The sequence below is a fragment of the Sinomonas sp. P10A9 genome, assembly GCF_041022165.1.
GTDB lineage: Bacteria > Actinomycetota > Actinomycetes > Actinomycetales > Micrococcaceae > Sinomonas > Sinomonas puerhi.
Genome location: NZ_CP163302.1, coordinates 3,439,756 through 3,462,217, shown reverse-complemented (window position 1 = coordinate 3,462,217; position 22,462 = coordinate 3,439,756). Strand labels below are relative to the sequence as shown.

Below are 22,462 nucleotides of genomic sequence, written 5' to 3'. Positions count from 1 at the left end.
GCAGGGGGAAGGACCGGGTCGCCGGGCTTAGGCCTCCGGGCTCATCGACGCCGAGGATGGGTTCCCCGACGGGGGGTGGGTCAGGCGTAGGCGTTCACGAGCCTGACGGCGCCGCCGTCGACTCCCTTGGCGCCCTGGACGTAGTCCGGGTCCCCGGCGGTCCCCGTCTCCGCGTCCTCCGACACCTGGCCCATGACCCAGGACGGGAGTCCGCGCTCGGCGAGACGCGCGAGGGTGGCATCGGCGGCGTCGGGCGCGACGATCGCAACCATGCCCACACCGAGGTTGAGGGTCCGCTCGAGGTCGGCCTGCGGCACGTTGCCGAGCTCCGCGACCACCTTGAAGATCGCCGGGAGTTCCCACGTGGAGCGGTCCACGGTCGCGAGGAGGCCCTTGGGGAGGACGCGCGCGAGGTTGGCGGCGAGGCCGCCGCCCGTCACGTGGGAGAAGCCGCGAAGTGGCAGTACAGGTGCCAGCTCACCGCCAGAGCCTGATCCGCCGGCGCCGTTCAGGGCGCGCACGAGGTCGAGGCAGTCGGCCGCGTACACCCGTGTGGGCTCGAGGAGCTCCTCGCCGAGTGTGCGTCCGAGCTCGGAGACCTGGCGGTCCAGCGCCCAGCCCGCGTGGTTGATGACGCGGCGCACGAGCGAGTAGCCGTTCGAGTGGATGCCCGAGGACGCCATGCCGATCACGACATCGCCCGCACGGACCCGTTCGGGGCCGAGCAGTGCGTCGGCCTCGACAACGCCGGTGGCGGCGCCGGCGACGTCGTACTCACTCTCACCCAGTAGGCCCGGATGCTCGGCGGTCTCGCCGCCCACGAGCGCGGTTCCCGCGACCGAGCAGGCCGCCGCGATGCCTCGCACGATGTCTGCGATCCGCTCGGGGACGACCTTGCCGCACGCGATGTAGTCCGTCATGTAGAGCGGCTCGGCGCCGACCACGACGATGTCGTCCACGACCATGCCAACGAGGTCGAAACCGATCGTGTCGTGAACGTCCATGGCCTGCGCGATCGCGACCTTGGTGCCCACGCCATCTGTCGAGGTCGCGAGCAGGGGGCGCTTGTACGTGAGGAGCCGCGAGACGTCGAACAGCCCGGCGAAGCCGCCGACGCCGCCCAGGACCGAGGCGCTGTGGGTTGCCTTGACGGCGTCCTTCATGAGCTCGACGGCGCGATCGCCGGCCTCGACATCGACGCCAGCGTCAGCGTAGGTGATCGCAGGGTAGGTCATGCCGGCCGCGCCGGACGAAGCGGAGTTCGAAGGGGTCGGCTGCGGGGTGCGGGCGGTCATGCGATCGTCTCTTTCCTGTCGGCCTCGGTCAGCAGGGGCTCGAATTCGGCGTCTGGGCCCGGGTCGCAGCCCGTCGAGCCGGCGTGACCACCCGTCTCGGTGTCGCCCACCGGGTCGAGGTGGGCGGCGCCGTCGTCCGTGCCGTCCTCGCCGGAAGCCTGCGTGCCGTCGCGGAGTTCGAGGAGGTTCTTGCCGAGCTTGTCCGCGCTCGGCAGCTCGATCGGGTACGTCCCCGTGAAGCACGCCGTGCACAGGCGCTCGCGCGGCTGCAGAGTCGCGTTGATCATGCCGTCCTCGGAGATGTACCCGAGGGAGTCGGCGCCGATCGCCTGGGCGATCTCGTCGATCGTCGCGCCGTTCGCGATGAGCTCGGCGCGCGAGGCGAAGTCGATGCCGTAGAAGCACGGCCACTTCACCGGTGGCGAGGAGATCTTGATGTGGACCTCCTTGGCCCCGGCCTCGCGCAGCATGCGCACGATGGCCCGCTGGGTGTTCCCGCGCACGATCGAGTCGTCCACGACCACCACCCGCTTGCCCCGGATCACGGATTCGAGGGCGTTGAGCTTGAGCCTGATGCCGAGCTGACGCAGGGTCTGCGAGGGCTGGATGAAGGTGCGCCCCACGTAGGCGTTCTTGACGAAGCCGTGCGCGAAGGGGATGCCGGACTCCTCGGCGTAGCCGACCGCGGCGGGCGTCCCGGACTCGGGCACGGGGATGACGATGTCGGCGTCGTGCTGGTTCTCCCGGGCGAGCTGTCGGCCCATCTCGACGCGCGACTCGTACACCGAGCGGCCGTTGATCGCGGCGTCGGGGCGCGCGAGGTAGACGTACTCGAAGACGCAGCCGGCCGGTGTCGGCTTCCCGAAGCGCTGCGAGCGCACGCCGTTCTCATCGATGGCGATGAACTCGCCCGGCTCGATCTCGCGGATGAAGCTCGCGCCGACCGTCGCGAGGGCGGACTGCTCGGACGCGACGACCCAGCCGCGCTCGAGCCGGCCGAGGCACAGTGGGCGGATGCCGTAGGTGTCGCGCGCGGCGTAGATCGTGGACTCGTCCATGAACACGAAGCAGAAGCCGCCCCGGATCTTGGGGAGCAGCTCCATCGCCGTGTCCTCGAGCGTCTGGCCCTTCTGGCCCTGCAGGAGCGCCGTGACGAGCGCGGTGTCCGAGGTGTTGCCCTGCTTCATCTCGCCCGTGAGCTCGCCGCCCGTGAGCTCCTCGATCATGTCGCGGAGCTCGGCGGTGTTGGTCAGGTTGCCGTTGTGGGCGAGGGCCACGGTGCCGTTGGCCGTTGCGCCGAGCGTCGGCTGGGCGTTGGCCCAGTGGCTCGCACCGGTCGTCGAGTAGCGGCAGTGGCCGACGGCCAGGTGGCCCGTGAGCGTGTTCAGGGTCGACTCGTCGAAGACCTGGGAGACAAGGCCCATGTCCTTGTACACGTTGATGCGCGCGCCGTCGCTCGTCGCAATGCCCGCCGACTCCTGGCCGCGGTGCTGCAGCGCGTACAGCCCGTAGTAGGTCAGCTTGGCGACTTCTTCGCCGGGCGCCCACACGCCGAAGACGCCACAGGCGTCCTGGGGGCCTTTGTCGAGGGGGTCTAGATCAAGGGAGAGGAGTCCGTCACCACGTACCACTGGTTGATTGTCTCACGGAGCGGGGGCAGGGTCCGCGCCGTTGCCTTCCGACGTGGTTCCGGTGGCTTGCGCGCCCGCCTCGGTGCCGGTTTCGGACGACGGCGCGTGGTAGCCGTCGTGCGGGTCGGCAGCAGCCGGGACCTCGGCCGGCTCGTCGATTTCCGCCGGCTCGTCGACTTCCTCGACCGTTGCGCGCTGCGAACGGCGCAGTGAGATGCGGTCGAGGACGAGGGCGACCACACCGCCGAGGAGCAGTCCTCCCGCGGCGAAGAGGATCATGAAGTACCCGAAGACCGAGCCCTGCGTGTAGTCCTTCGGGGCCGGGACCGAGAAGGAGGTGATCGCCGCGACGAGGACGCCCAGGACGCCGCCCGCGACGAGGAATGGGACGTACTTGGGTGCGCGGCGAACGGTGATCTGGCGCTGGGTGGGCATAGGACAAGCCTACCGGGCGGGTCCATGGGGTGCTGACCCCGTGTGAGGTGACCAGAGACCCCACAACGCCACGCCAGAGACCCCGCAAAGCCCCGCCAGAGATCCCGCAAAGCCCCGCCAGAGACCCCACAACGAGGGGGTTGTGGGGTCTCTGGCGAGCGCTTGCGGGGTCCCTGGCGCTCGGCTCAGTGGCCGTGGGCTCCCTTCGCGGCCCTCACCGGGACCTCGTTGCCGTCCTTGTCCAAGATCTTGCCGTTCTCGCAGCGGTCGCCGTCCTCAAGGCACTCGAGGACCTCCTCGGGGACGATGCGCACGGGGGCGGCACCGAACACCGACGGGTTGTGCGGGGTGCCGCGCTTGACCACGTTGAAGACGATATTCAGCAGGATCGCCATGATTGCCGCCGAGCTGATGCCCGAGTCGAAGATCACCTGGAACCACGCGGGGAAGTGCCCGTAGAAGGCGGGATTGATGACCGGGACCATGCCGAACGCGATGGACGTCGCGACGATGATCAGGTTCATGCTGTCCTTGTAGTCGACCTTCGACAGGGTCCGGATGCCCGAGGCGGCGACCGTGCCGAAGAGGACGATCCCCGCGCCGCCGAGCACGGGCGTCGGCACGGCCGCTACGACCCGCCCGAGGACGGGCAGGAGCCCGAGCAGCACCAGGACGCCGCCGCCGGCCGCGACCGCGAACCGGGACTTGATGCCGGTCACGGCGACCAGGCCGACGTTCTGGGCGAACGCGCTCTGGGTGAACGTGTTGAAGACGGGCGCGACGGCCGAGGAGAGCATGTCCGCGCGGAGGCCGTTCGCAATGCGCTTCGAGTCGATCTTCGAGCCGGCGATCTCGCCGACGGCGAGGATGTCCGCGGTGGTCTCCGTCAGGATCACGAGGATCACGATCACCATCGAGATGATCGCGGCAGGCTCGAACGTGGGCAGACCGAACGCGAACGGTCGGGGCAGCTCGAAGATCGCCCCGGTGCCGACCTTGGAGAAGTCGGCCATGCCGATGAACGCCGCGACGATCGTGCCGATGACGATCGCCAGGAGGATCGACAGGCGCGAGATGACGGCGCTGCCGAGCTTGCTCAGGAGCATGATCACCAGGAGCGTGAGCCCCGCGAGCCCGATGTTGGCCGGGTCGCCGTAGTTCGGCGCCTTGGCGTTCCCGCCCAGGGCCCAGTTCGCGGCGACGGGCGTGAGCGAGAGGCCGATCGTCGTGATGACGACCCCCGTCACGACCGGCGGGAAGAAGTGGATGACCTTCGCGAAGAACGGGGCGACGATGAGGCCGATGAGCGAGGCCGCGATCACGGCGCCGAAGACCGCCTGGATCCCTCCTCCGCCGCTCACGATTGCGAGCATCGTCGCGACCGAGGCGAACGAGGTGCCCTGGACGAGCGGCAGCTGCGAGCCGAACCACTTGACGCCGAGCGTCTGCAGGAGCGTCGCGAGGCCGCCCACGAACAGGCAGGACGTGATGAGGAGCGCGATGTCCGGCCCCTTGAGGCCGGCCGCCGATCCGATGATGAGCGGCGGCGCGATGATGCCGCCGTACATCGTCAGGACGTGCTGGAAGCCGTAGGCAAACGCGGTGCCGATGGGCAGCTTCTGATCCTCGGGGCGGACCGCCTCGGCGCTCTGGGAGCCGGGTGCGGGCGCATGGTTTCGGGACATAGCGGACCTCCTTGTCAGCTGGATATTCCGAGTGCGCAACGGGGAACGGGGTTGATGGGGGATGGGTGCCGCGGGCGGCCGGCCCAGGGAGTGCGGGCCGCCCGCGGCGGTCTGGCTCGCCTCAGGTGAGGCGAAGGGAAGGAGGACGACGGCGGCCGGAGATCACCGCCGTCGTGCGCGCCTTCCGTAGGGGCGGGAATGCTGGCATGAGAGCCCAGGGAGGCTCAGCAGAAGCCGGCGATCCCGTCCCACGCGTTGTTGTCGTCCGTGACGGTCTCGCGCCGGAAGTTCGCCTCGATGAGGCCGTACGGGCGGTCTGCCGCGTAGAAGACCTCGTTCGGGTTGTCGAGGCCGAACGGCGTGAGGTCCACGAGGAAGTGGTGCTTGTTCGGGGTCGAGAAGCGCAGCTCATCAATCTCGGGGTGGGCGTCCAGGACCTTCTGGGCCATCTGGAAGAGCGTCTGCTGGAGCGCGTAGGAGTACTCCTCGGCGAAGCCCTCGAGCAGGAGCGCCCTGACGTCGTCGTAGGACTTGTTGAAGTCCACCGCGCCGTTCGCGATCGCTTCCGTGCTGTAGCGCCAGCGGGCCGACACATCCGTGGCGAGGATGCGGTCCGTGGTCTCCTGCAGGGTGGTGAAGCGGTCTTGCGGGTAGCCCACAAAGCCCGACTGCGTCGACTTGAGGACGGTGAGGCCGTTCAGGCCCGAGATGACCTGGACCGCGCCTCCGTCCTTCACGACCACTGCGTTGCGGACCTCCTGGCCCCTGCGGACGAACGAGTGGCCGTGCTCCTCCCCGTGGGAGACGATGCGCTCCCACGCGTACTGCTCGGCTTCCCAGCGCCCGCCGGTGACCCAGCCGAACTCCGATGTGAAATGGTTCGCGAGGCGGAGGAGGAACTCCTCAGGGGAGCCCACGCCGTCCCTGGCCAGGCCGTACACGGTGTTCTTCTGGGTGTCCGTCGGGACCACGTGGGCGTTGTCGCCGTCGAAGTGCGCGGCGTCGAAGTCACCGCGCAGCTGCGAGGTGACGTTGAGGTCCTCGATCTCGTGGCGGTCCGTGTCGCGGGTGATCTTGACGACTCGGACCTCGGCCTTGCCGTACTGGTTCTTGCCCAGGACGATCCTGCTGGTGTTCTCGTTGTTCGGAGTCATGGCGGGTCAGCTCCCTCGGTAGGTGGAATAGGCGAAAGGACTCAGCAGGAGCGGCACGTGGTAGTGCGCGTCTGCGCCGTTGACCGTGAAGGTCAGCGATACCTCCGGGAAGAAGGTGTCCTGCCCGATGCCGGCGAAGTAGGCTCCGGTGGCGAACTGGAGGCGGTATTCGCCGCTCGCCAGCCGCTCGGGGCCAAGGTCTTTCACCCGCCCGTCAGCATCGGTGGTGCCCGTGCCAATCTGGGACCATGCCTCGCCGTCGCGGGCGTAGAGTTCGACGGCGACACCTGCGGCCGGCTTCCCAGCCGCGGTATCCAGAATGTGGGTGGTCACATGTGAGGCGCTCATTCGCTCAGGCTCCTTGCTCGGTGAGGGCCCGCGGGCTGTGTTGGACGCTCTGCTGCAGACGCAGCACGGCGATCTCGCGGAGCTGCTCGGCAACGACGGGGTCCTCCTGCCCGGGTGTATGGCCCAGGCGCTCGCGGAGGGCCTTGAGGATGTCCTCGGAGGTGCGGCCGGCTGCGCGGATCAGGAAGACCCGGCCGAACTTCTCCTCGTAGGCCAGGTTCCCCTCGGCGAGCGCCGCGGAGGTCGCGTGGTCCGCAGGGTCGACGCCGGCCTGCTCGCTGCGGGACATCCCCGCCTCGGTGCTCGCGCCTTCTGCCCGGTCCCCGATGCGGGGGTGGTGGGCGAGTGCGGCCTCGAGCTCTTGGTCGGTGAATGGATGGGCCGCGCCCCGTGCGGTGGTCAGGAGATCGTCGAGACGCGCATAGGGGCGGGCATCGACGATTTCTGTGACCCAGCGGTCGACGTCGAGGCAAGGCTTCAGGAGCTCTCTTGCCTTCTCGGCGGGGGCGGCATTGAACTGATCAAGCAGCATGCTTGTCTGGTCCTCAACGGCTCAGTGCTGGCATCCACGGTGACGGCTATACGGAACATCGGTGTCCAGATCATCGTCTGGGTTTCGTATCGTGGAACTGTTATTTCAGCACGTGCAATTATTCTTGCTCATCGTGCTGTGACTGTCAACACATCCGCGTGATTTGGGATACACAATCGTCTCACCCCTCGCCGAACTCTCACCCCTTGCCGAGGTCACCCCGTGTGGCACTGAGGTCACCCCGTCCGCGCGTGAGATCACCGCGTGGGTTGCCTGGGTCATCGGGGGTGGCCAGCCACGGGCATGTCGCCGGACGCCCGGCATGGTGCCGTCGCCCCGTCCACGGCCTCACACGCGGTGATCTCGCGTTCACACGCGGTGATCTCGGAGTGGGATGGGGTGATCTCGGCAATGCACGGGGTGATCTCGGCGTTGGGAGGGGTGACTTCGGCGGATCCGGAGGGGAACGCAGGAGAGCCCCGGTCCAGTTCATCGTCCGTGAACTGGCCCGGGGCCCTGGTTTCGACGTCGCTCAACCACCGCGGCGGCTGAGCTCAGCCGGCACGGCTCAGAGGCCGAGCCTCGTGCGCAGCGCGGCAACGTGGCCGTCGGCCGTGACGCCGTAGTCGATCGTCTCGACCTCGCCCTCGGGGGAGACGACCGCGGTCGAGCGCAGGATGCCCTCGCGCACCTCGCCGTTGACGATCTTCTCGCCCCAGGCGCCCCACTCGCGGGCCACCTGCGCGCCGTCGTCCGAGAGGAGCGGGAAGGTGAGTGAGAAGTCCTCGGCGAACGAGGCGATGTCCTCCACAGGATCCGGCGAGATGCCGATGACGCTGACGCCTGCCGCGTTGAGCGCGTCGAGGCTGTCGCGGAAGTCGCAGGCTTCCGTGGTGCAGCCGGGCGTCGCGGCCTTCGGGTAGAAGTACACGACCACGCGGCGGCCGCGGAAGTCCGCGAGCGAGACCTCGTGCCCGGAGGCGTCCGGGAGCGTGAAATCGGGGGCCTGCTGGCCAGCGGCGAGCTTCGTCAGTGCTGTCATAGTTCCTCCTGTGGATCCATCAGAAAGCGAGCTGTCACGCCGTCCCGCGGCGGATCAGCTGGCCAGTGGGCTCGGTGTAGCCCACCTCGGTTCCGCGCACGAAGGTGCGACGCACCACGCCTGAGAGCGGTTTGCCCTGGTACGGCGTGATGTGGTTCTTGTGGTGCAGCTTCTCGGCGTCGACGATGAACGTCTCGTCCGCGGCGAAGATCGCCAGGTCAGCATCGTAGCCCGGCGCGAGGACGCCCTTGCGCTGCAGGCGCGCGAGCTCGGCGGGCCTCTGGCCCATCCACTCCACGACGCGCTCGAGCGGGATCCCGCGCTGCCGTGCCTCGGTCCAGATGAGCGGGAGGCCGAGCTGGAGCGACGCGACGCCGCCCCACGCGACGCCGAAGTCCCCGTTCTCGAGGTCCTTGAGCTCGATGGTCGACGGCGAGTGGTCCGAGACGATGCAGTCGATGACGCCGTCCTCGAGGCCCTTCCAGAGCAGCTCGCGGTTGGCGGCCTCGCGGATCGGCGGGCAGCACTTGAATGCGGTCGCACCGTTGGGGATCTCCTCGGCCAGGAGCGTGAGGTAGTGCGGGCACGTCTCGACGGTGAGCTTGACGCCGTCGTGCTTCGCGGAGGCGATCATCGCGAGGGCGTCCGACGACGAGAGGTGCAGGATGTGCGCCCGCGCACCGGTCCAGCGGGCCCGCTCGATGACCTGGGCGATCGCGACGTTCTCGGCGCCGCGGGGCCGGGAGTGCAGGAAGCTCTCGTAGACATCGCCTTCGGGGTTGGGTGCGTGGTCGATCGCGCGGGAATCCTCGGCGTGGACGATCATGAGCCCGTCGAACCCGGCGATCTCGCCGAGGTCCTTCTCGAGCTCGTCCTCGTCCAGATGCGGGAACTCGTCCACGCCCGAGTGGAGGAGGAAGCACTTGAATCCGAAGACGCCCTCGTCGTGGAGCGCGCGCAGGTCTCCCGTGTTGCCCGGGATCGCGCCACCCCAGAAGCCGACGTCGACGAACGACTGGGTCTGGGCCGCGGCCCGCTTGAGCTTGAGCGCCTCGACGTTCGTGGTCGGCGGGATGGAGTTGAGCGGCATGTCGATGATGGTCGTGACGCCGCCGGCCGCGGCGGCCTTGGTCGCGGAGGCGAAGCCCTCCCACTCGGTGCGGCCGGGCTCGTTCACGTGCACGTGGGTGTCGACGAGGCCGGGGATGAGGGTCTCGTCCTCGGCGAGCTCGATGGTCTCGCGGCCCACCAGGGCATTGCCGAGGGGCTCGAGCGCAACGATGCGCCCGTCGATGATGCCCACTTCCCGGGCAACGATGCCCGCGGTCGTGAGGACCTTCTGCCCTCGGATCACGAGGTCGTATTCGGTAGTCACCGCACAGGCTCCTTACTGTCCGTGTTCTCAACGATGGAGGCGGCGAGATCTCTCCCGATCCGCCGCAGGAGGCGCGCGGCCTCCGTCATGCACGTGGCGACATCACTCTCGATGTCGGTCAGCGCGTGCACCGATCGGAACCCCGCGCGGGCGCGGGACGCGGGGTCGAGCTGGCTGCGCCCGCACACCGCGACGACCGGGATCCCGAGGGCCGCGGCCTCGGCGGCCACGCCCACGGGTGCCTTCCCGGAAAGGGACTGCGCGTCGAGGCTACCCTCGCCCGTGATGACCAGGTCCGCCCCGATGAGCTTCCCGCGCAGGCCGGTGAACTCGACGACGACGTCGATCCCCTTCCTCCGCGCGGCGCCCAGGGCGAGCGCCGCATAGCCCACGCCGCCGGCCGCACCGGCGCCCGGCAAGTCCTTCGCCACGGCCGCCGCCGGGCCTATCGCTGCGCCGAGGACTCCGGCGAAGCGGGCGAGCGCGGCGTCGAGTTCCGGGACGTCCGACGGCGACGCCCCCTTCTGCGGGCCGAACACGGCAGCCGCTCCTCTCGGCCCCAGAAGTGGATTGCCCACGTCGGCGGCGAGGGTGAGCCTGGCGGATCCGCCCGCACCGGCGAGCCGGGCGTCGAGGCCGGAGAGGTCCGCTGCGGCGATGCGGGCGAGAGCCGCGCCCCCGAGCGGAAGGTCGCGGCCGGCGTCGTCCGTGAACCGGGCGCCGAGGCCCGCGAGCATTCCTGCGCCGCCGTCGGTGCACGCGCTCCCGCCGACGCCGAGGACGATCTCGCTGCAGCCCGCATCGAGCGCCGCGCGGATGAGCTGGCCCGTGCCGAGGCTCGTGGCGCCGAGGGGGTCGAGGACGCCTCCGGGGAGCACATCGAGACCCGAGGCGGCGGCCATCTCGATGACCGCGGTCCCTGGGCCGTCTCCTGCTAGGGGCTCGGGTCCGGAAGAGACAGCGAACTCTGCGATGAGAGTCTGGCCGGTCGGGCCGGCCACGGCCGCCTGGCGCGGGGCGAATCCCGCGCCGAGCGCCGCGTTCACGGTGCCCTCGCCGCCGTCGGCCACGGGCACCAGGACGAGTTCCGCCCCCGGGAGTGCCTCGGCCAGGCCCGCAGCGAGCGCCTCGGCGACCTCCGCCGCGGTGAGGGAGCCCTTGAACTTGTCCGGGGCGAGGACGATCTTCATCGGTCGTGCCTCAGGCGCGCAGGGCCAGGATGGCGGTCGGGGCATCCTCGTGGCGCGCGGCGGGCTCCTCGAACTCCGTCACGTTGTCCAGTTCCGTGCCCATCGCGATGTTGGTCACGCGCTCGAGGATGCACTCCACGACCACGGGCACCCGGTACTCGGCCATGAGCGCGCGGGCCTTCTCGAAGGCCGGGACCAGATCGTCCGGGTGCTCCACGCGGATGGCCTTGCAGCCGAGGCCCTCGGCCACCTTGACGTGGTCCACGCCGTAGCCCGCCGCCCTGCCGGTCTCGGGCGCCGCGTTGATGTTGTCGAACGCGAGCGAGACCTCGAAGTCCATCTCGAAGCCGCGCTGCGACTGGCGGATGAGCCCCAGGTACGAGTTGTTCACCACCACGTGGATGTACGGCAGGTGGTGCTGCGCGCCCACCGCGAGCTCCTCGATCATGAACTGGAAGTCGTAGTCGCCCGAGAGCGCCACGACCGTCTCGCCCGGCTTGCCGCGCACCACTCCGAGCGCGGCCGGCCCGGTCCAGCCCAGCGGACCGGCCTGGCCGGCATTGATCCACTTGCGCGGGCCGAACACGTGCAGGAGCTGGGCCCCCGCGATCTGGGACAGGCCGATCGTCGTGACGTACGTGGTGTCCGGGCCGAAGGCCCTGTTCATCTCCTCGTACACGCGGAACGGCTTCATGGGCACGTTGTCGTAGTGCGTCTTGCGCTGCAGGCGGCCGCGCTTCTCCTGGGCGGACTGGGCCCACGCCGTGTAGTCGGGCAGCGTTCCGGCGCCCTGGCGCTCGCGGGCCACCTCGAGGATCGCGTCGAGGAACGCGCCGGCGTCGGAGACGATGCCGAAGTCGGGGGAGAACACGCGCCCGATCTGGGTCGGCTCGATGTCCACGTGCACGATCGTGCGGCCGGCCGTGTACTTGTCCACCGAGCCGGTGTGGCGGTTGGCCCAGCGGTTGCCGATCCCGATCACGAAGTCCGACTCCAGGAAGGTCGCGTTGCCGTACCTGTGGGAGGTCTGCAGGCCCACCATGCCGGCCATGAGGCGGTGGTCGTCGGGGATCGCGCCCCAGCCCATGAGGGTGGGGACCACTGGCACGTTCAGGGTCTCGGCCAGCTCGACCAGCTGCGCGGCGGCGTCGGCGTTGATGATGCCGCCGCCGGCCACGATGAGCGGCTTCTCGGCGGCCGTGAGCATGTCGAGGGCCTTCTCGGCCTGCCGGCGGGTGGCCCGGGGCTTCTCGGCGGGCAGGGGCTCGTAGGCGTCGATGTCGAACTCGATCTGCGCCATCTGCACGTCGAACGGCAGGTCCAGGAGCACGGGTCCCGGGCGGCCGGAGCGCATGAGCGCGAACGCCTTCTGCACGGCGCCGGGCACCTGGCCGGGCTCGAGGATGGTCATGGCCATCTTCGTCAGCGGCTTGGCGATGGACTCGATGTCCACGGCCTGGAAGTCCTCCTTGTGCAGCTTCGCCACGGGCGCCTGGCCCGTGAAGCACAGCATCGGGATGGAGTCTGCCTGGGCGGCGTACAGGCCGGTGATCATGTCCGTTCCGGCGGGGCCCGAGGTGCCGAGGCAGATGCCGATGTTGCCGGCCTTGGCCCGGGAGTACCCGTCCGCCATGTGCGAGGCGCCCTCGACGTGGCGGGCGAGGGTGTGGCGGATGCCGCCATGGGCCTTCATGGCCGAGTACAGGGGGTTGATCGCGGCGCCGGGCAGGCCGAAGGCCTCGGTGGCGCCCTCCTTGGCCAGGATGGCCACGATCGCGTCGACGGTGCGCATCTTTGCCATGTCGAATGCTCCTTAGAAAGGGTGGCGCCGTGCAGGTGCAGGGGTCGCCGGAGGAAGTGGTGGGCCGGCCCCGGGGTTGCGCGCCCGGGGCCGGCTGTCTGTGGGGTGGGCACTCTCGCCGCAGGTGTGTTCAGCGTGAGTGGTGCGGGGCGCACGACGGCGAGTGGTCGCCGTCGTGCGTCGAAGGCTAGTTTTTGCCGGAAGGCTAGTTCTTGCCGGAGAGCTCGGCGGTGAGCTTGAACAGGCCGGAGTGGTCGAGGCCGCCGTCGCCGCGGGCGACGAGGGCGGTGACGAGCTGGGCGACCGCCGCGCCCAGCGGGACCACGACGCCGGCCTCTCGGGCGGCGGAAGTGACGATGCCGAGGTCCTTGTTGTGCAGGGCCAGGCGGAAGCCGGGGTCGAAGTTGCGGTCGAGCATCTTCTGGCCCTTCTGGTCCAGGACCTTGGAGCCGGCGAGGCCGCCGCCGAGGACCGTGAGGGCTGCGTCAGTGTCGACGCCGTAGGCTTCGAGGAAGACGATCGCCTCGGAGAGCGCCTGGATGTTGACGGCGACGATGAGCTGGTTCGCGGCCTTGACGGTCTGGCCGGAGCCAGAGGGTCCCACGTGCACGATGGTCTTGCCGACCGCCTGGAGGATGGGGAGCGCGTCGTCGAAGTCTGCCTTCTCGCCGCCGACCATGATGGACAGGACCGCGTCGATCGCGCCCTGCTCGCCGCCCGAGACCGGGGCGTCCAGCGGGCGGAGGCCCGCCTCGCGGGCCTGGGAGGCCAGACGGACCGCCACGTCCGGGCGGATCGAGGACGCGTCGATCCACACGGCGCCCTTCGGGGCGTTGGCGAACACGCCGTCCTTGCCGGTGACGACGCCCTCGACGTCAGGGGAGTCCGGGACCATCGTGATGACGACTTCGGCGTCTTTGACGGCGTCGGCGATGCTCGATGCGCCCCGGCCGCCCTCCGCGACGAGCTTGGTGACCTTGTCCTCGCTGCGGTTGTAGCCCGTGACGGTGTGGCCGGCCTCGACCAGGTTGACGGCCATGGGCAGGCCCATGATGCCGAGGCCGATGACTGCAACGTTGGTCTGGGCGGATGCGTTGGTCTTGGCGGATGCGTTGCTCATTGGTCCTCCTGGGGAAATGCTGGGGTACGTGCTGGTGCTTGGTGCTCAGGCGACGGGGCGGATGGCCCAGTTGAAGGCGTCGGCGGCGGGGGCCTTGTATTCGAGGCCGATGTAGCCCGTGTAGCCGAGCTCGCGCGAGCGGGAGATCCACTCGCCGAGGGGGAGCGTGCCGGTGCCGGGAGCGCCGCGCCCGGGGTTGTCCGCGATCTGGATGTGGCCGAAGTCCTTGGCGTGCTCCTCGATCACGGCCGCGACGTCGTCGCCGTTGACCGCGAGGTGGTAGAAGTCGGCGAGGAGCTTGACGTTGTCCACGCCGGCCGCCTGGGTCTTGGCGATGACCGCGAGGGCGTCCGCCGCCGTCGTGAGCGGGTAGGCCGGAGTGCCGGAGACCGGCTCGAGCAGCACGGTGCCGCCGATCCGCCCCACACCCTCTGCCGCTGCGACGAGGTTGGCGACGCCGAGCTCGTCCTGCTCCCCGGGCGCCACGCCGTCGAGGCGGTTGCCGTACAGGGCGTTGAAGGCCTTGGTGCCCGTGCGCTCGGCGATGCCCACGACGACGTCGATGTTGTCCAGGAACTCGCGCTCGCGGCCGGTCCATGAGACGAGGCCTCGGTCCCCGGCCGGCATGTCGCCGGCAAAGAAGTTCAGGCCCGAGAGCTGGACGCCGGCGTCCCGGATCGCGGAGACGAACGCGTCGACATGCTTGTCTGCGGGCACGGCCTCCGCAAACGGCCACCAGAACTCGACCGCGTCGAAACCCGCGGCCTTCGCCGCCGCCGGGCGCTCGAGCAGCGGCAGCTCGGTGAGGAGGATGGAACAGTTCACCGTGAACGTCATGGTCGGCTTCCCTTCAAATTTCGAATAGTGGAATAAAATTCTCTCTGAATGAAAGTCTAGCGGCAGAGTGTGAGCTGGGTCAACCCAGATTGGATACCAAACCGTCCGGGACTCTGGACTCTGGTTGAGTCCGCCCAAGTTGGGCAGTATGGAGCCATGACGACCTACACCGCGACGGAGCATGCCTCGAGCAAGGACCCGCACGACTGGGGTCGCGCCATGGCCGTCGCCCTCAACCGCCTCCTCGAGGCCGCCAAGCTCGACAGGGACTACCTTGAACACCAGCATCTGCTGGGGCAGGACATCGTGATGAGGTGCGAGAGCCAGGCAGACGGCGTGGCAGTCCACTTGAGCTGGCGGCCCCAGAACCAGCATGATGCGCCGACCGGGAGCGGGGAGAAATCCGTCGACGACGCTGCGCTCGCGGCCCCAGCAGATGACGGGGCAGAAGAACTCGTCGAGGGGTCTGGCCGGGGCGGCTGACTCCGCATCGCGGGGAGGTGACCCCGCATCGCGCGTGTTGGGACGGCCCGCCACGCGCAGGCGGCGCCGCAATCCTGTGCCCATGGTCAAGCGAACCCGCAGACGGGGACCGAGGAAATCACCCGAGGCTGCGCAGCGCGTCCCCGAGGATGCGGGCGGCCTCGGGGAACCGCTCGGCGTTCGGCCCCGAGTAGTTGAGCCGGATGTGGGGGCCCGATGGCTCCCCCGGGAACCATTCCGCGCCCGGCGCCACGATCAGCCCCCGCGTCTCGCACACCCTGGCCAACAGATCGGCATCGGTGCCGTCCGGGAGCCGCGCCCACAGGTTCAGCCCGCCGAGGGGCGTCCGCTCCACATAAGCCTCGGGTGCCTCGCGCTGGAGGCTGCCGAGCAGGAGGTCGCGGCGGCCACGGAGCTGATCGCGGAGTCGACGGAGGTGCGTGTGCCACGCGGGCTGGGTCACGACGTCAAGCGCTGCGGCCTGGAGCAGGCCGGACACGTACATGGACTCCGCCGCGCGGTCCGCGAGGATGCGTTCGCGCGCCGGGCCCCTCGCCACTGCCGCGGCGACCCGCAGGGCGGGCGAGACGCTCTTCGTGAGCGAGCGGAGGTATACCACGTGGCCATCGTCGTCACGGGCGGCGATCGGGTGCGGGTCCGAGTCGATGGACAGGTCATGCGCCCAGTCGTCTTCGATGAGGAAGGCGCCGCGCTCGCGGACGGCATCGAGCACCGCGCGCCCGAGTTCGGGCCGCCACTGGGCACCATTCGGGTTGGCATAGGTCGGCTGGGCGTAGAAGGCCCTCGCCCCGGTCTCGTCGAATGCCCGCACGACGTCGTCAACCGCGGGACCCTCCGGCCCGGACGGGATCGGGACGAGTGTGACCCCCGCCTGGGCTGCGGCGAGGATCGCGCCCCAATACGTCGGGGACTCGATGAGCAGCGGCTGGCCCGGTCCCACGATCGCGCGGAAGATCGAGCTGAGCCCGCTCTGGCTGCCGGAGAGGATCAGGACGTCGCGCGCCGTCGGGGGAGCAATGCCGACCGGACCCGCCTCCGCGAGCTCGCCAGCGAACCATTCTTGGAGCTGCGGCATCCCTGCGGCGGGGGAGCGTGTCATCGCCGCGTCGGTCCGCGCCGCCCGGGCGAGCGCGGAGCGCACGAGCCGCTCGGGAAGGAGCTCCCGCGCGGGGTAGCCGGAGTGCAGCGCGATCGCGTCCGGGGCAACGGCGCGCTGCGTCGAGGACAGCGTGGGGATCCGCGACGGCGGTGCGCCGAGCGCCGCCGTCTGCCAGGAGTAGTCGGCTGGACGGACTGTGCGCGCGGCGCGCACGAACGTCCCCACCCCGGGGCGGCTCTCGATGAGGCCCGCGGAGGCGAGCCGGCTCATGGCCTTCTGGACGGTCACAGGGCTTGCCCCGTACTGCGCCGAGAGCGCGCGGTTCGACGGGACGCGGGCACCTGCCGGTGCCTTGGAGATCCACGTGCGCAATTCCGCCGCAATGCGCTCGGTGCTATCGTTGATCATGACAGGACATAGTAGCGTTATCGTAAAGGATCGCCAAGCGTTACCCTCCCGATCGGGCTTGGGATGGGGCGCCATCGGCGTCGTCGCCTTCTCCTTCACTGTCCCCTTCACCCGCCTCGCAGCCGGTTCGCTCGCGCCCCTGTTCATCGGGTCGGCGCGGGCCGTCCTCGCGGCGGCGCTCGCGGGAGTCGCGCTCCTCATGGCCCGCGAGCGCTGGCCATCCGGGGTGCAGTGGGCGCGGCTGCTGGTGGTGGCTGCGGGCGTCGTCGTCGGGTTTCCGCTGCTGAGCTCCTACGCGCTCACGACGGCGCCCGCGAGCCACGGCGCCGTCGTCATCGGCCTGCTTCCGGCGGCGACGGCCGTCGCCGCGGTGCTCCGCGGCCGAGAGCGTCCCGCGCGGTCGTTCTGGGTCCTCGCAGCCCTCGGCGCCGCGGTTACGGTCGTCTTCGCGGCGCTGACAGGCCGCGGCCTCGGAGGGCTCACCGTGGCGGACCTGCTGCTCTTCGGGGCCGTGGCCGCCGCCGCGATCGGGTACGCCGAGGGAGGCATTCTCGCCCGCGAGCTAGGCTCGTGGCAGACCGTCTCGTGGGCGCTGGTCCTGGCTGCACCGCCCATGGCCGTGTTCACCGCCGTCTCGGTGGCCGAGCACCCGCCGAATGCCTCCGGGATCCAGTGGCTTGCCTTCGCCTACCTCGCGGTCGTCAGCATGTTCCTGGGCTTCTTCGCGTGGTACCGCGGCCTCGCGATCGGCCCGATGACACGGGTGAGCCAGATCCAGCTCGTCCAGCCGGTGCTCAGCATCCTGTGGGCCGCGCTGATCCTCGGCGAGCAGCTGACGCCCGCCACCGTCATGGGCGGCCTTGCCGTCATCCTGTGCGCGGCACTCGCCGTCCGCACCCGCCTCGGCCGAAGGGATCCCTCCTGATGCGATACACCCCGCGCTACCTCATGACAGACCCGGACGAGGTCAAACGCCTCATCCGGCACCACCCCTGGGCAACCTTCGTCTCGGCCACGGGCAACGGCCTCGTCGCGTCGCACTACCCCGTGCTCCTGGACGAGGACGCGGAGGACATCACGATCCTGAGCCACTTCGGCAGGCCCGACGACGAGCTCCACGAGCTCGGGCAGCACGAGATCCTCGTCGTCATCCAGGGCCCGCACGACTACGTCTCGCCCAGCTGGTACGCACCGGGCGACCTCGTGCCGACGTGGAACCACGTCACGGCCCACCTCTACGGCGTCCCCGAGATCCTCACCGACGACGAGAACTACGAGATGCTCGGCCGGCTCACCGACCACTTCGAGCAGCACCGGGCGGGCGGTCGGCATCTGGGCGAGGACGAGGCCGGAACGCGCCGGATCGCGAGGGGCACTGCGGGGCTGCGCGTCCGTGTGACCCGGTTCGACGCGCGCGCCAAGCTCAGCCAGAACAAGAACCCCGAGGTGGTGCGGAACGTGATCGACCACCTCGAGGAGACTAATCCCGCGCTCGCGGGCGAGATGCGGCGCGTGTACCCGGAACGCTGATGGGGGCTGCGCTATCAAGTCTCGGGACTGAATGACCGGAACTGAATGACCAGGACTGAATGACCGGGACTGAATGATAGCGCGATCGCGCGATGCCGAGTCCCCGGCCGGCGACGGATTCTGGACTCATGAACACCGACCCAGCACCCGTCGAATTCGACCTCCACACCACCGCGGCACCCGAGAGCGTCCGCAGCGCGCTCCTCGACTTCTCGCCCCGCCGCCCCGAGCTGTGGCCTGCGATCGAGCCGTCGCTCTACGAGGTCTACTCGGTCGGAGCGACGTGCGCCGAGATCCGCGAGGGCAGCAAAGGCCCTGGAGGAAGGGTGTGGGCACGCGAGGAGTACGACTTCTCGGATCCGCACACCGTGCGCTGGACGGTCAGGGCGAGCAATTTCTCGGAGCCGGGCAGCTACGTCAGCGCCACGATCAGCCCGGAGGGTGCCGGGAGCATCGTCCACATCGCGTGGAACCGTGTGGGCAGCGGCTTCATGGGGCGGCTGATCTGCGCGATGGTCCGTAGGAGCGGAGGGAGGCCGGTCGCGCAGTCGTTCGGGCGGGGCCTGAGCGTTCTCGAGGCGAGCGCGGACGGGCGCACGACGGCGAGTGCGCGCCGTCGTGCGCGGTGAGCCAACGCGCGGGTCACCCTGAGAGCGGTTGCCCCGTGAGCTTCACCTGGCGGTTGACGTCCTTGTAGAGGAGGTAGCGGAACTCGCCGGGGCCGCCCGCGTAGCAGGCCTGGGGACAGAAGGCCCGCAGCCACATGAAGTCGCCGGCCTCGACCTCGACCCAGTCGTTGTTGAGCAGGTACATGGCCTTGCCGGACAGCACGTACAGGCCGTGCTCCATGACGTGGGTCTCCGGGAACGGAATGACCCCGCCGGGCTGGAACGTCACGATGTTCACGTGCATGTCGTGCGCGAGGTCGTCGGGGTCAGCGAACCGCGTGGTCTTCCAGACGCCGTTGACGTCCGGCATCTCGCGCGGGGCCACTTCGGCGTCGGATGTGACGAAGCTCTTGGCCTCGTAGCCCGGGAGCCGCTCGTAGGCCTTCCGGATCCAGTGGAAGGAGACGATCTCGTCGGAGACGTTCGCGAGGCCCCACTCGTCGCCCGCGGCGAGGTAGGCGTAGCCGCCCTCCCCGAGCTCGTGAAGCTCGCCGTTGAGGGTCAGGTTGACGGTGCCCTTGACGACGAACACGACGCCTTCGACGCCGGCCTCGAACTCCGCCTTCGGGGCCCCGCCCCCGGGGGCGATCTCGACGATGAGCTGGGAGAACGTCGTGGCGAACCCGGAGATGGGACGGGCGATGATCCAGGAGCGCGTCTTCGTAAAGCCCGGCAGGTTGGACGTGACGATGTCCGTCAGGACGCCCTTGGGGATGACGGTGTACGCCTCGGTCACGATGGCGCGCTCGGTGGTGAGGTGCGTCTGGGGCGGCAAGCCGCCTTCAGGGTAGTAGTACTTGTCCATGGGGGGACTCCTAGATCAGTTCGGGGTGCTGTGCGCGAGGCGCGGGTGGGCGAGGCGGGTGAGCTCGGGCTCACCGAGCCCGGTTGAGGCGAGGACCTCATCCGCACCGACCGCACCGCATTGGACGCCGCGCAGCACGAAGGCGGCGAGTGCGCGGGCCGTGGCCGGCTCGTCGAGGACGGCGCCCACGGTCTGGTCCACGTAGTTGCGCAGGCGCGTCGTCGCGGCCCCGAGGCCCTCGCGGTAGAACGCGTACGTGGCGATGTACCGGGTGGGCAGCTGGTGCGCGTGCAGGTCCCAGCCCTGGTAGTAACCGCGCTCGAGGGAGCGGCGCACGAGCCGGGCATGCAGCTCCCATGCAGCCTCGCGCTGGGCGGCGTCGCCGAGCGGGACCACATTGGTGGAGCCGTCCGAGAGGCGGATGCCCGTCCCGGCCACGGCCAGCTGCATGACTTCCTTGGCGAAGTCTGCCGCGGGGTGTTCCATCGACTGGTACGCCGCGGCGATCTGCAGCGAGGCCGAGTAGTCGTACGTACCGTAGTGCAGGGCGGTGATGCGCTGGTCCGCGATGTGGGGGAGCTGGGCCACGGGGTGGGTTCCGTCGGGACCGATGATGATCTGCGGCGTCTCGACCTGGACCTCGAAGCCGAGACGGCCCGGGGCCAGCCCCAAGGAGGATTCGAGGCGTTCGACGGCGAACACCATCGCCTTGACCTGATCGACCGTGGTGACCTTGGGCAGCGTGAGGATGAGGCCCTTCGGGAGGCCTGCTGGGCCGAGCCGTTGGACGAGCCGGGACACGAAGAGCTCGAGCGTGCGGAGGCCACGGCGACGCGTGGGCTCCTCGAAGCACTTGAAGCGGATGCCGATGAACGGCGTCGTGCTCCCGGCGTCAGCGGCGGCGAGGACCCGGTCAGCGGCGAGGACCGCCTCGGCGTCCTCGACGGCGTCAGGGTCACCCCCTGACCTGGCCGCCTTGCCCGGGGCGAGGTAGCCGTCCTCGAAGTCGATGCGAAGGTCCTCGATCGGTTCGAGCCGCAGTTTCGCCTCGACGCGTGGGGCGACCTGCGCCGCAAGGTCGGGGGCGAGTCCCACGCGGCGGGCCAGCGCCTCGATGCCGCCGGCTTCGTCCGCGGCAGCGAGCGCCGCGGAGCCCCAGTCCGCAGCGAGCTGCGGGCTGAAGCGGTCCGCGGGCACGTAGACCGTGTGGATGGGCTGGCGTGTCCCCGCATCGCCGGGGTACCCGTCGGCGAGGAGCCGGTCGGTGTCGGCGAGGCTGGCATCGATGCGGGCGAGGTCGGCGTCGCCGAACACGCTGGCCGGCGGACCCATTTCCGCGTGGGGCGCGCTCATCAGCCCACCAGCTCGTAGGCCGGGGTGGTGAGGAAGTCCGTGTAGTCCTCGGAGAGCACGATGTCCGCGATGAGGCGGCTCGCCGGCTCGTAGAACGTCGAGAACGCCGTCGGGTCGACCTCGCCGCGCAGACGCTCGGTCTCTTCGGAGAGGATCTGCCCGACGAGCTCGCGCGTCACGGTGTTGCCCGTGTCGGTGAGGACCACCCGGTTGTTGATCTGCTGCCACACCTGGGAGCGCGAGATTTCCGCGGTCGCGGCATCCTCCATGAGGTTGTGGATCGCGACGGCACCGTTGCCCGAGAGCCACACGGCCGTGTACGCGACGGCGACGTAGAGGTTGAGGTGCAGGCCGGACTCGGTGGCCTGACCCTCGGCGGAGGAGATGTCCAGGAGCTGGTCCGCCGTCACGGTGACCTCGGGGCGCTGGCGGTCCACCTGGTTCGGCCTGGTGCCGAGGACTGCGTCGAAGACCTCCCGGCACGTCGCCACGAGGTCCGGGTGAGCCACCCACGAGCCGTCGAAGCCGTCCGTGGCCTCGCGGGTCTTGTCGGCGCGGATCTTCTCGATCGCGGCGGCCGTGATCTCGGGCTCCTTGCGGTTCGGGATGAACGCGGCCATGCCGCCCATCGCGAATGCTCCGCGGTGGTGGCACGTCTTGACGAGGAGCTCGGTGTAGGCGCGCATGAACGGAGCCGTCATGGCTACTGAGGCACGGTCGGGGAGGGTGAACTTCTCGCCCGCATCGCGGAAGAACTTGATGATGCTGAAGAGGTAGTCCCAGCGGCCGGCGTTGAGGCCCGAGGCGTGGTCGCGGAGCTCGTAGAGGATCTCGTCCATCTCGAATGCGGCGGGGATCGTCTCGATGAGCACCGTGGCACGCACGGACCCCTGGGGGATGCCGAGGTAGTCCTGGGCGAACACGAAGACCTCGTTCCAGAGGCGCGCCTCGAGGTGGTTCTCCATCTTCGGGAGGTAGTAGTACGGGCCGCGGCCGGACTCGATGAGGGGCTTGGCCACGTGGAAGAAGTGCAGCCCGAAGTCCACGAGCGCGCCTACGGCGGGCGCGCCGTCGACCGTCACGTGGCGCTCCTCCATGTGCCAGCCGCGTGGGCGGGTGACCACGACGGCGAGCGGCGCGTCCGTGCGCAGCGTGTACTCCTTGCCCTCGGGCGAGGTGTACGAGAGCGTGCCCTTCGCGGCGTCGCGCAGGTTGAGCACGGAGTCGACCACGTTGGCCCAGTGCGGGCTCGAGGCGTCCTCCATGTCGGCGAGCCACACCTTGGCGCCCGAGTTGAGGGCATTGATGGCCATCTTGGCCGGGCTCGCGGGGCCCGTCATCTCCACGCGGCGGTCGAGGAGGGGCTCCGGGGCCTCGGCGACCTTCCAGTCGCCCGCGCGGATGTCCGCAGTCTCGGGAAGGAAGTCGAGCCTGCCCGTGCTTGCCGCCTCGTCGCGGCGGGCCTTGCGGGCCGCGAGCCGGGCGTTGCGCTCCGCTGCGAAGCGCTCGTGGAGGGCCTCGACGAAGGCGAGCGCCTCGTCGGTGAGGATCTCGTCGGCGCGCCCGATGGGCGCTTTGTCGGTCACAGTGATGGCCATGGTGCTCACTCTCCTTCTTCTCCAGGACGCCCGAGGTCTCCCTGGGCCTGGT

Annotated in this window: 21 protein-coding genes; 4 read left to right on the top strand and 17 right to left on the bottom strand. The window is 69.7% G+C overall.

The features are described from left to right. Positions 1-80: 80 nt before the first annotated feature. The 13 genes from purM to AB5L97_RS15755 all read right to left on the bottom strand — a co-directional run bounded on the left by purM (position 81) and on the right by AB5L97_RS15755 (position 14,445). On the bottom strand, positions 81-1,235 hold the full coding sequence (gene purM, locus AB5L97_RS15815; RefSeq protein ID WP_307955994.1) for a phosphoribosylformylglycinamidine cyclo-ligase: 1,155 nt from the start codon (positions 1,233-1,235) through the stop codon (positions 81-83). A 56-nt stretch (positions 1,236-1,291) separates the two neighbouring features. After that, complete coding sequence (purF, locus tag AB5L97_RS15810) at positions 1,292-2,926, bottom strand: amidophosphoribosyltransferase (protein ID WP_369045373.1); 1,635 nt, start codon at positions 2,924-2,926, stop codon at positions 1,292-1,294. A gap of 12 nt (positions 2,927-2,938) precedes the next feature. Then, entirely contained in the window at positions 2,939-3,361 is a 423-nt protein-coding gene (locus tag AB5L97_RS15805; protein WP_369045372.1) for a hypothetical protein, read from the bottom strand. Positions 3,362-3,546: 185 nt separating this feature from the next. Further along, positions 3,547-5,046 carry a nucleobase:cation symporter-2 family protein gene (locus tag AB5L97_RS15800; RefSeq protein WP_369045371.1) on the bottom strand — a complete coding sequence of 500 codons (1,500 nt, stop codon included), beginning with the start codon at positions 5,044-5,046 and terminating at the stop codon, positions 3,547-3,549. A 224-nt stretch (positions 5,047-5,270) separates the two neighbouring features. Further along, positions 5,271-6,200 (bottom strand): factor-independent urate hydroxylase, encoded by a 930-nt coding sequence (gene pucL / locus AB5L97_RS15795; RefSeq protein WP_369045370.1) that lies wholly within the window; start codon positions 6,198-6,200, stop codon positions 5,271-5,273. A 6-nt stretch (positions 6,201-6,206) separates the two neighbouring features. Continuing rightward, positions 6,207-6,548, bottom strand: a complete 342-nt coding sequence (gene uraH / locus AB5L97_RS15790; RefSeq protein ID WP_369045369.1) for a hydroxyisourate hydrolase — start codon at positions 6,546-6,548, stop codon at positions 6,207-6,209. A gap of 4 nt (positions 6,549-6,552) precedes the next feature. Continuing rightward, positions 6,553-7,080, bottom strand: coding sequence for a 2-oxo-4-hydroxy-4-carboxy-5-ureidoimidazoline decarboxylase (gene uraD, locus AB5L97_RS15785; RefSeq protein WP_369045368.1), 528 nt, complete (start codon positions 7,078-7,080; stop codon positions 6,553-6,555). 568 nt (positions 7,081-7,648) lie between these two features. Next, positions 7,649-8,122 (bottom strand): thioredoxin-dependent thiol peroxidase, encoded by a 474-nt coding sequence (gene bcp / locus AB5L97_RS15780; RefSeq protein WP_307955798.1) that lies wholly within the window; start codon positions 8,120-8,122, stop codon positions 7,649-7,651. A gap of 34 nt (positions 8,123-8,156) precedes the next feature. Further along, positions 8,157-9,497, bottom strand: a complete 1,341-nt coding sequence (gene allB / locus AB5L97_RS15775; RefSeq protein WP_369045367.1) for an allantoinase AllB — start codon at positions 9,495-9,497, stop codon at positions 8,157-8,159. Beyond that, positions 9,494-10,687: a glycerate kinase gene (locus tag AB5L97_RS15770; RefSeq protein ID WP_369045366.1), complete on the bottom strand. Its 1,194-nt coding sequence runs from the start codon at positions 10,685-10,687 to the stop codon at positions 9,494-9,496. The genes allB and AB5L97_RS15770 overlap by 4 nt, the downstream gene beginning before the upstream one ends. A 10-nt stretch (positions 10,688-10,697) precedes the next feature. After that, positions 10,698-12,488: a glyoxylate carboligase gene (gene gcl, locus AB5L97_RS15765; RefSeq protein WP_369045365.1), complete on the bottom strand. Its 1,791-nt coding sequence runs from the start codon at positions 12,486-12,488 to the stop codon at positions 10,698-10,700. Positions 12,489-12,693: 205 nt separating this feature from the next. Further along, positions 12,694-13,608 carry a 2-hydroxy-3-oxopropionate reductase gene (locus tag AB5L97_RS15760; protein WP_369045363.1) on the bottom strand — a complete coding sequence of 305 codons (915 nt, stop codon included), beginning with the start codon at positions 13,606-13,608 and terminating at the stop codon, positions 12,694-12,696. A 45-nt stretch (positions 13,609-13,653) separates the two neighbouring features. Further along, on the bottom strand, positions 13,654-14,445 hold the full coding sequence (locus tag AB5L97_RS15755; protein WP_369045362.1) for a hydroxypyruvate isomerase family protein: 792 nt from the start codon (positions 14,443-14,445) through the stop codon (positions 13,654-13,656). A 156-nt stretch (positions 14,446-14,601) separates the two neighbouring features. On the opposite strand from AB5L97_RS15755, the gene AB5L97_RS15750 reads away from it, so the two are divergent. Then, the gene (locus tag AB5L97_RS15750) at positions 14,602-14,928 is read left to right on the top strand and encodes a hypothetical protein (protein WP_307955792.1); all 327 of its coding nucleotides are present in this window, start codon (positions 14,602-14,604) and stop codon (positions 14,926-14,928) included. Between the two features lie 118 nt (positions 14,929-15,046). Here AB5L97_RS15750 and AB5L97_RS15745 read toward each other — a convergent pair whose 3' ends face one another. Next, a complete protein-coding gene (locus AB5L97_RS15745; RefSeq protein ID WP_369045361.1) occupies positions 15,047-16,456 on the bottom strand; it encodes a PLP-dependent aminotransferase family protein in 1,410 nt (469 codons plus the stop codon). Between AB5L97_RS15745 and AB5L97_RS15740 the strand changes: the two genes are divergently transcribed. From AB5L97_RS15740 to AB5L97_RS15730, 3 genes are all read left to right on the top strand, one after another. Further along, entirely contained in the window at positions 16,455-17,381 is a 927-nt protein-coding gene (locus AB5L97_RS15740; protein WP_369045360.1) for a DMT family transporter, read from the top strand. The genes AB5L97_RS15745 and AB5L97_RS15740 overlap by 2 nt on opposite strands. Continuing rightward, positions 17,381-17,986, top strand: a complete 606-nt coding sequence (locus AB5L97_RS15735) for an FMN-binding negative transcriptional regulator (RefSeq protein ID WP_369045359.1) — start codon at positions 17,381-17,383, stop codon at positions 17,984-17,986. The genes AB5L97_RS15740 and AB5L97_RS15735 overlap by 1 nt, the downstream gene beginning before the upstream one ends. Positions 17,987-18,114: 128 nt before the next feature. After that, a complete protein-coding gene (locus AB5L97_RS15730) occupies positions 18,115-18,615 on the top strand; it encodes a hypothetical protein (RefSeq protein WP_369045358.1) in 501 nt (166 codons plus the stop codon). A 13-nt stretch (positions 18,616-18,628) separates the two neighbouring features. Here AB5L97_RS15730 and AB5L97_RS15725 read toward each other — a convergent pair whose 3' ends face one another. Genes AB5L97_RS15725 through aceB form a run of 3 tightly spaced genes read right to left on the bottom strand, consistent with a single transcriptional unit; the run spans position 18,629 to position 22,410 of the window. Further along, positions 18,629-19,459: a bifunctional allantoicase/(S)-ureidoglycine aminohydrolase gene (locus tag AB5L97_RS15725; RefSeq protein ID WP_369045357.1), complete on the bottom strand. Its 831-nt coding sequence runs from the start codon at positions 19,457-19,459 to the stop codon at positions 18,629-18,631. 15 nt (positions 19,460-19,474) lie between these two features. Next, on the bottom strand, positions 19,475-20,791 hold the full coding sequence (locus tag AB5L97_RS15720; RefSeq protein WP_423246860.1) for a DUF6986 family protein: 1,317 nt from the start codon (positions 20,789-20,791) through the stop codon (positions 19,475-19,477). 20 nt (positions 20,792-20,811) lie between these two features. After that, positions 20,812-22,410 (bottom strand): malate synthase A, encoded by a 1,599-nt coding sequence (aceB, locus tag AB5L97_RS15715; RefSeq protein ID WP_369045355.1) that lies wholly within the window; start codon positions 22,408-22,410, stop codon positions 20,812-20,814. Positions 22,411-22,462 lie beyond the last annotated feature (52 nt).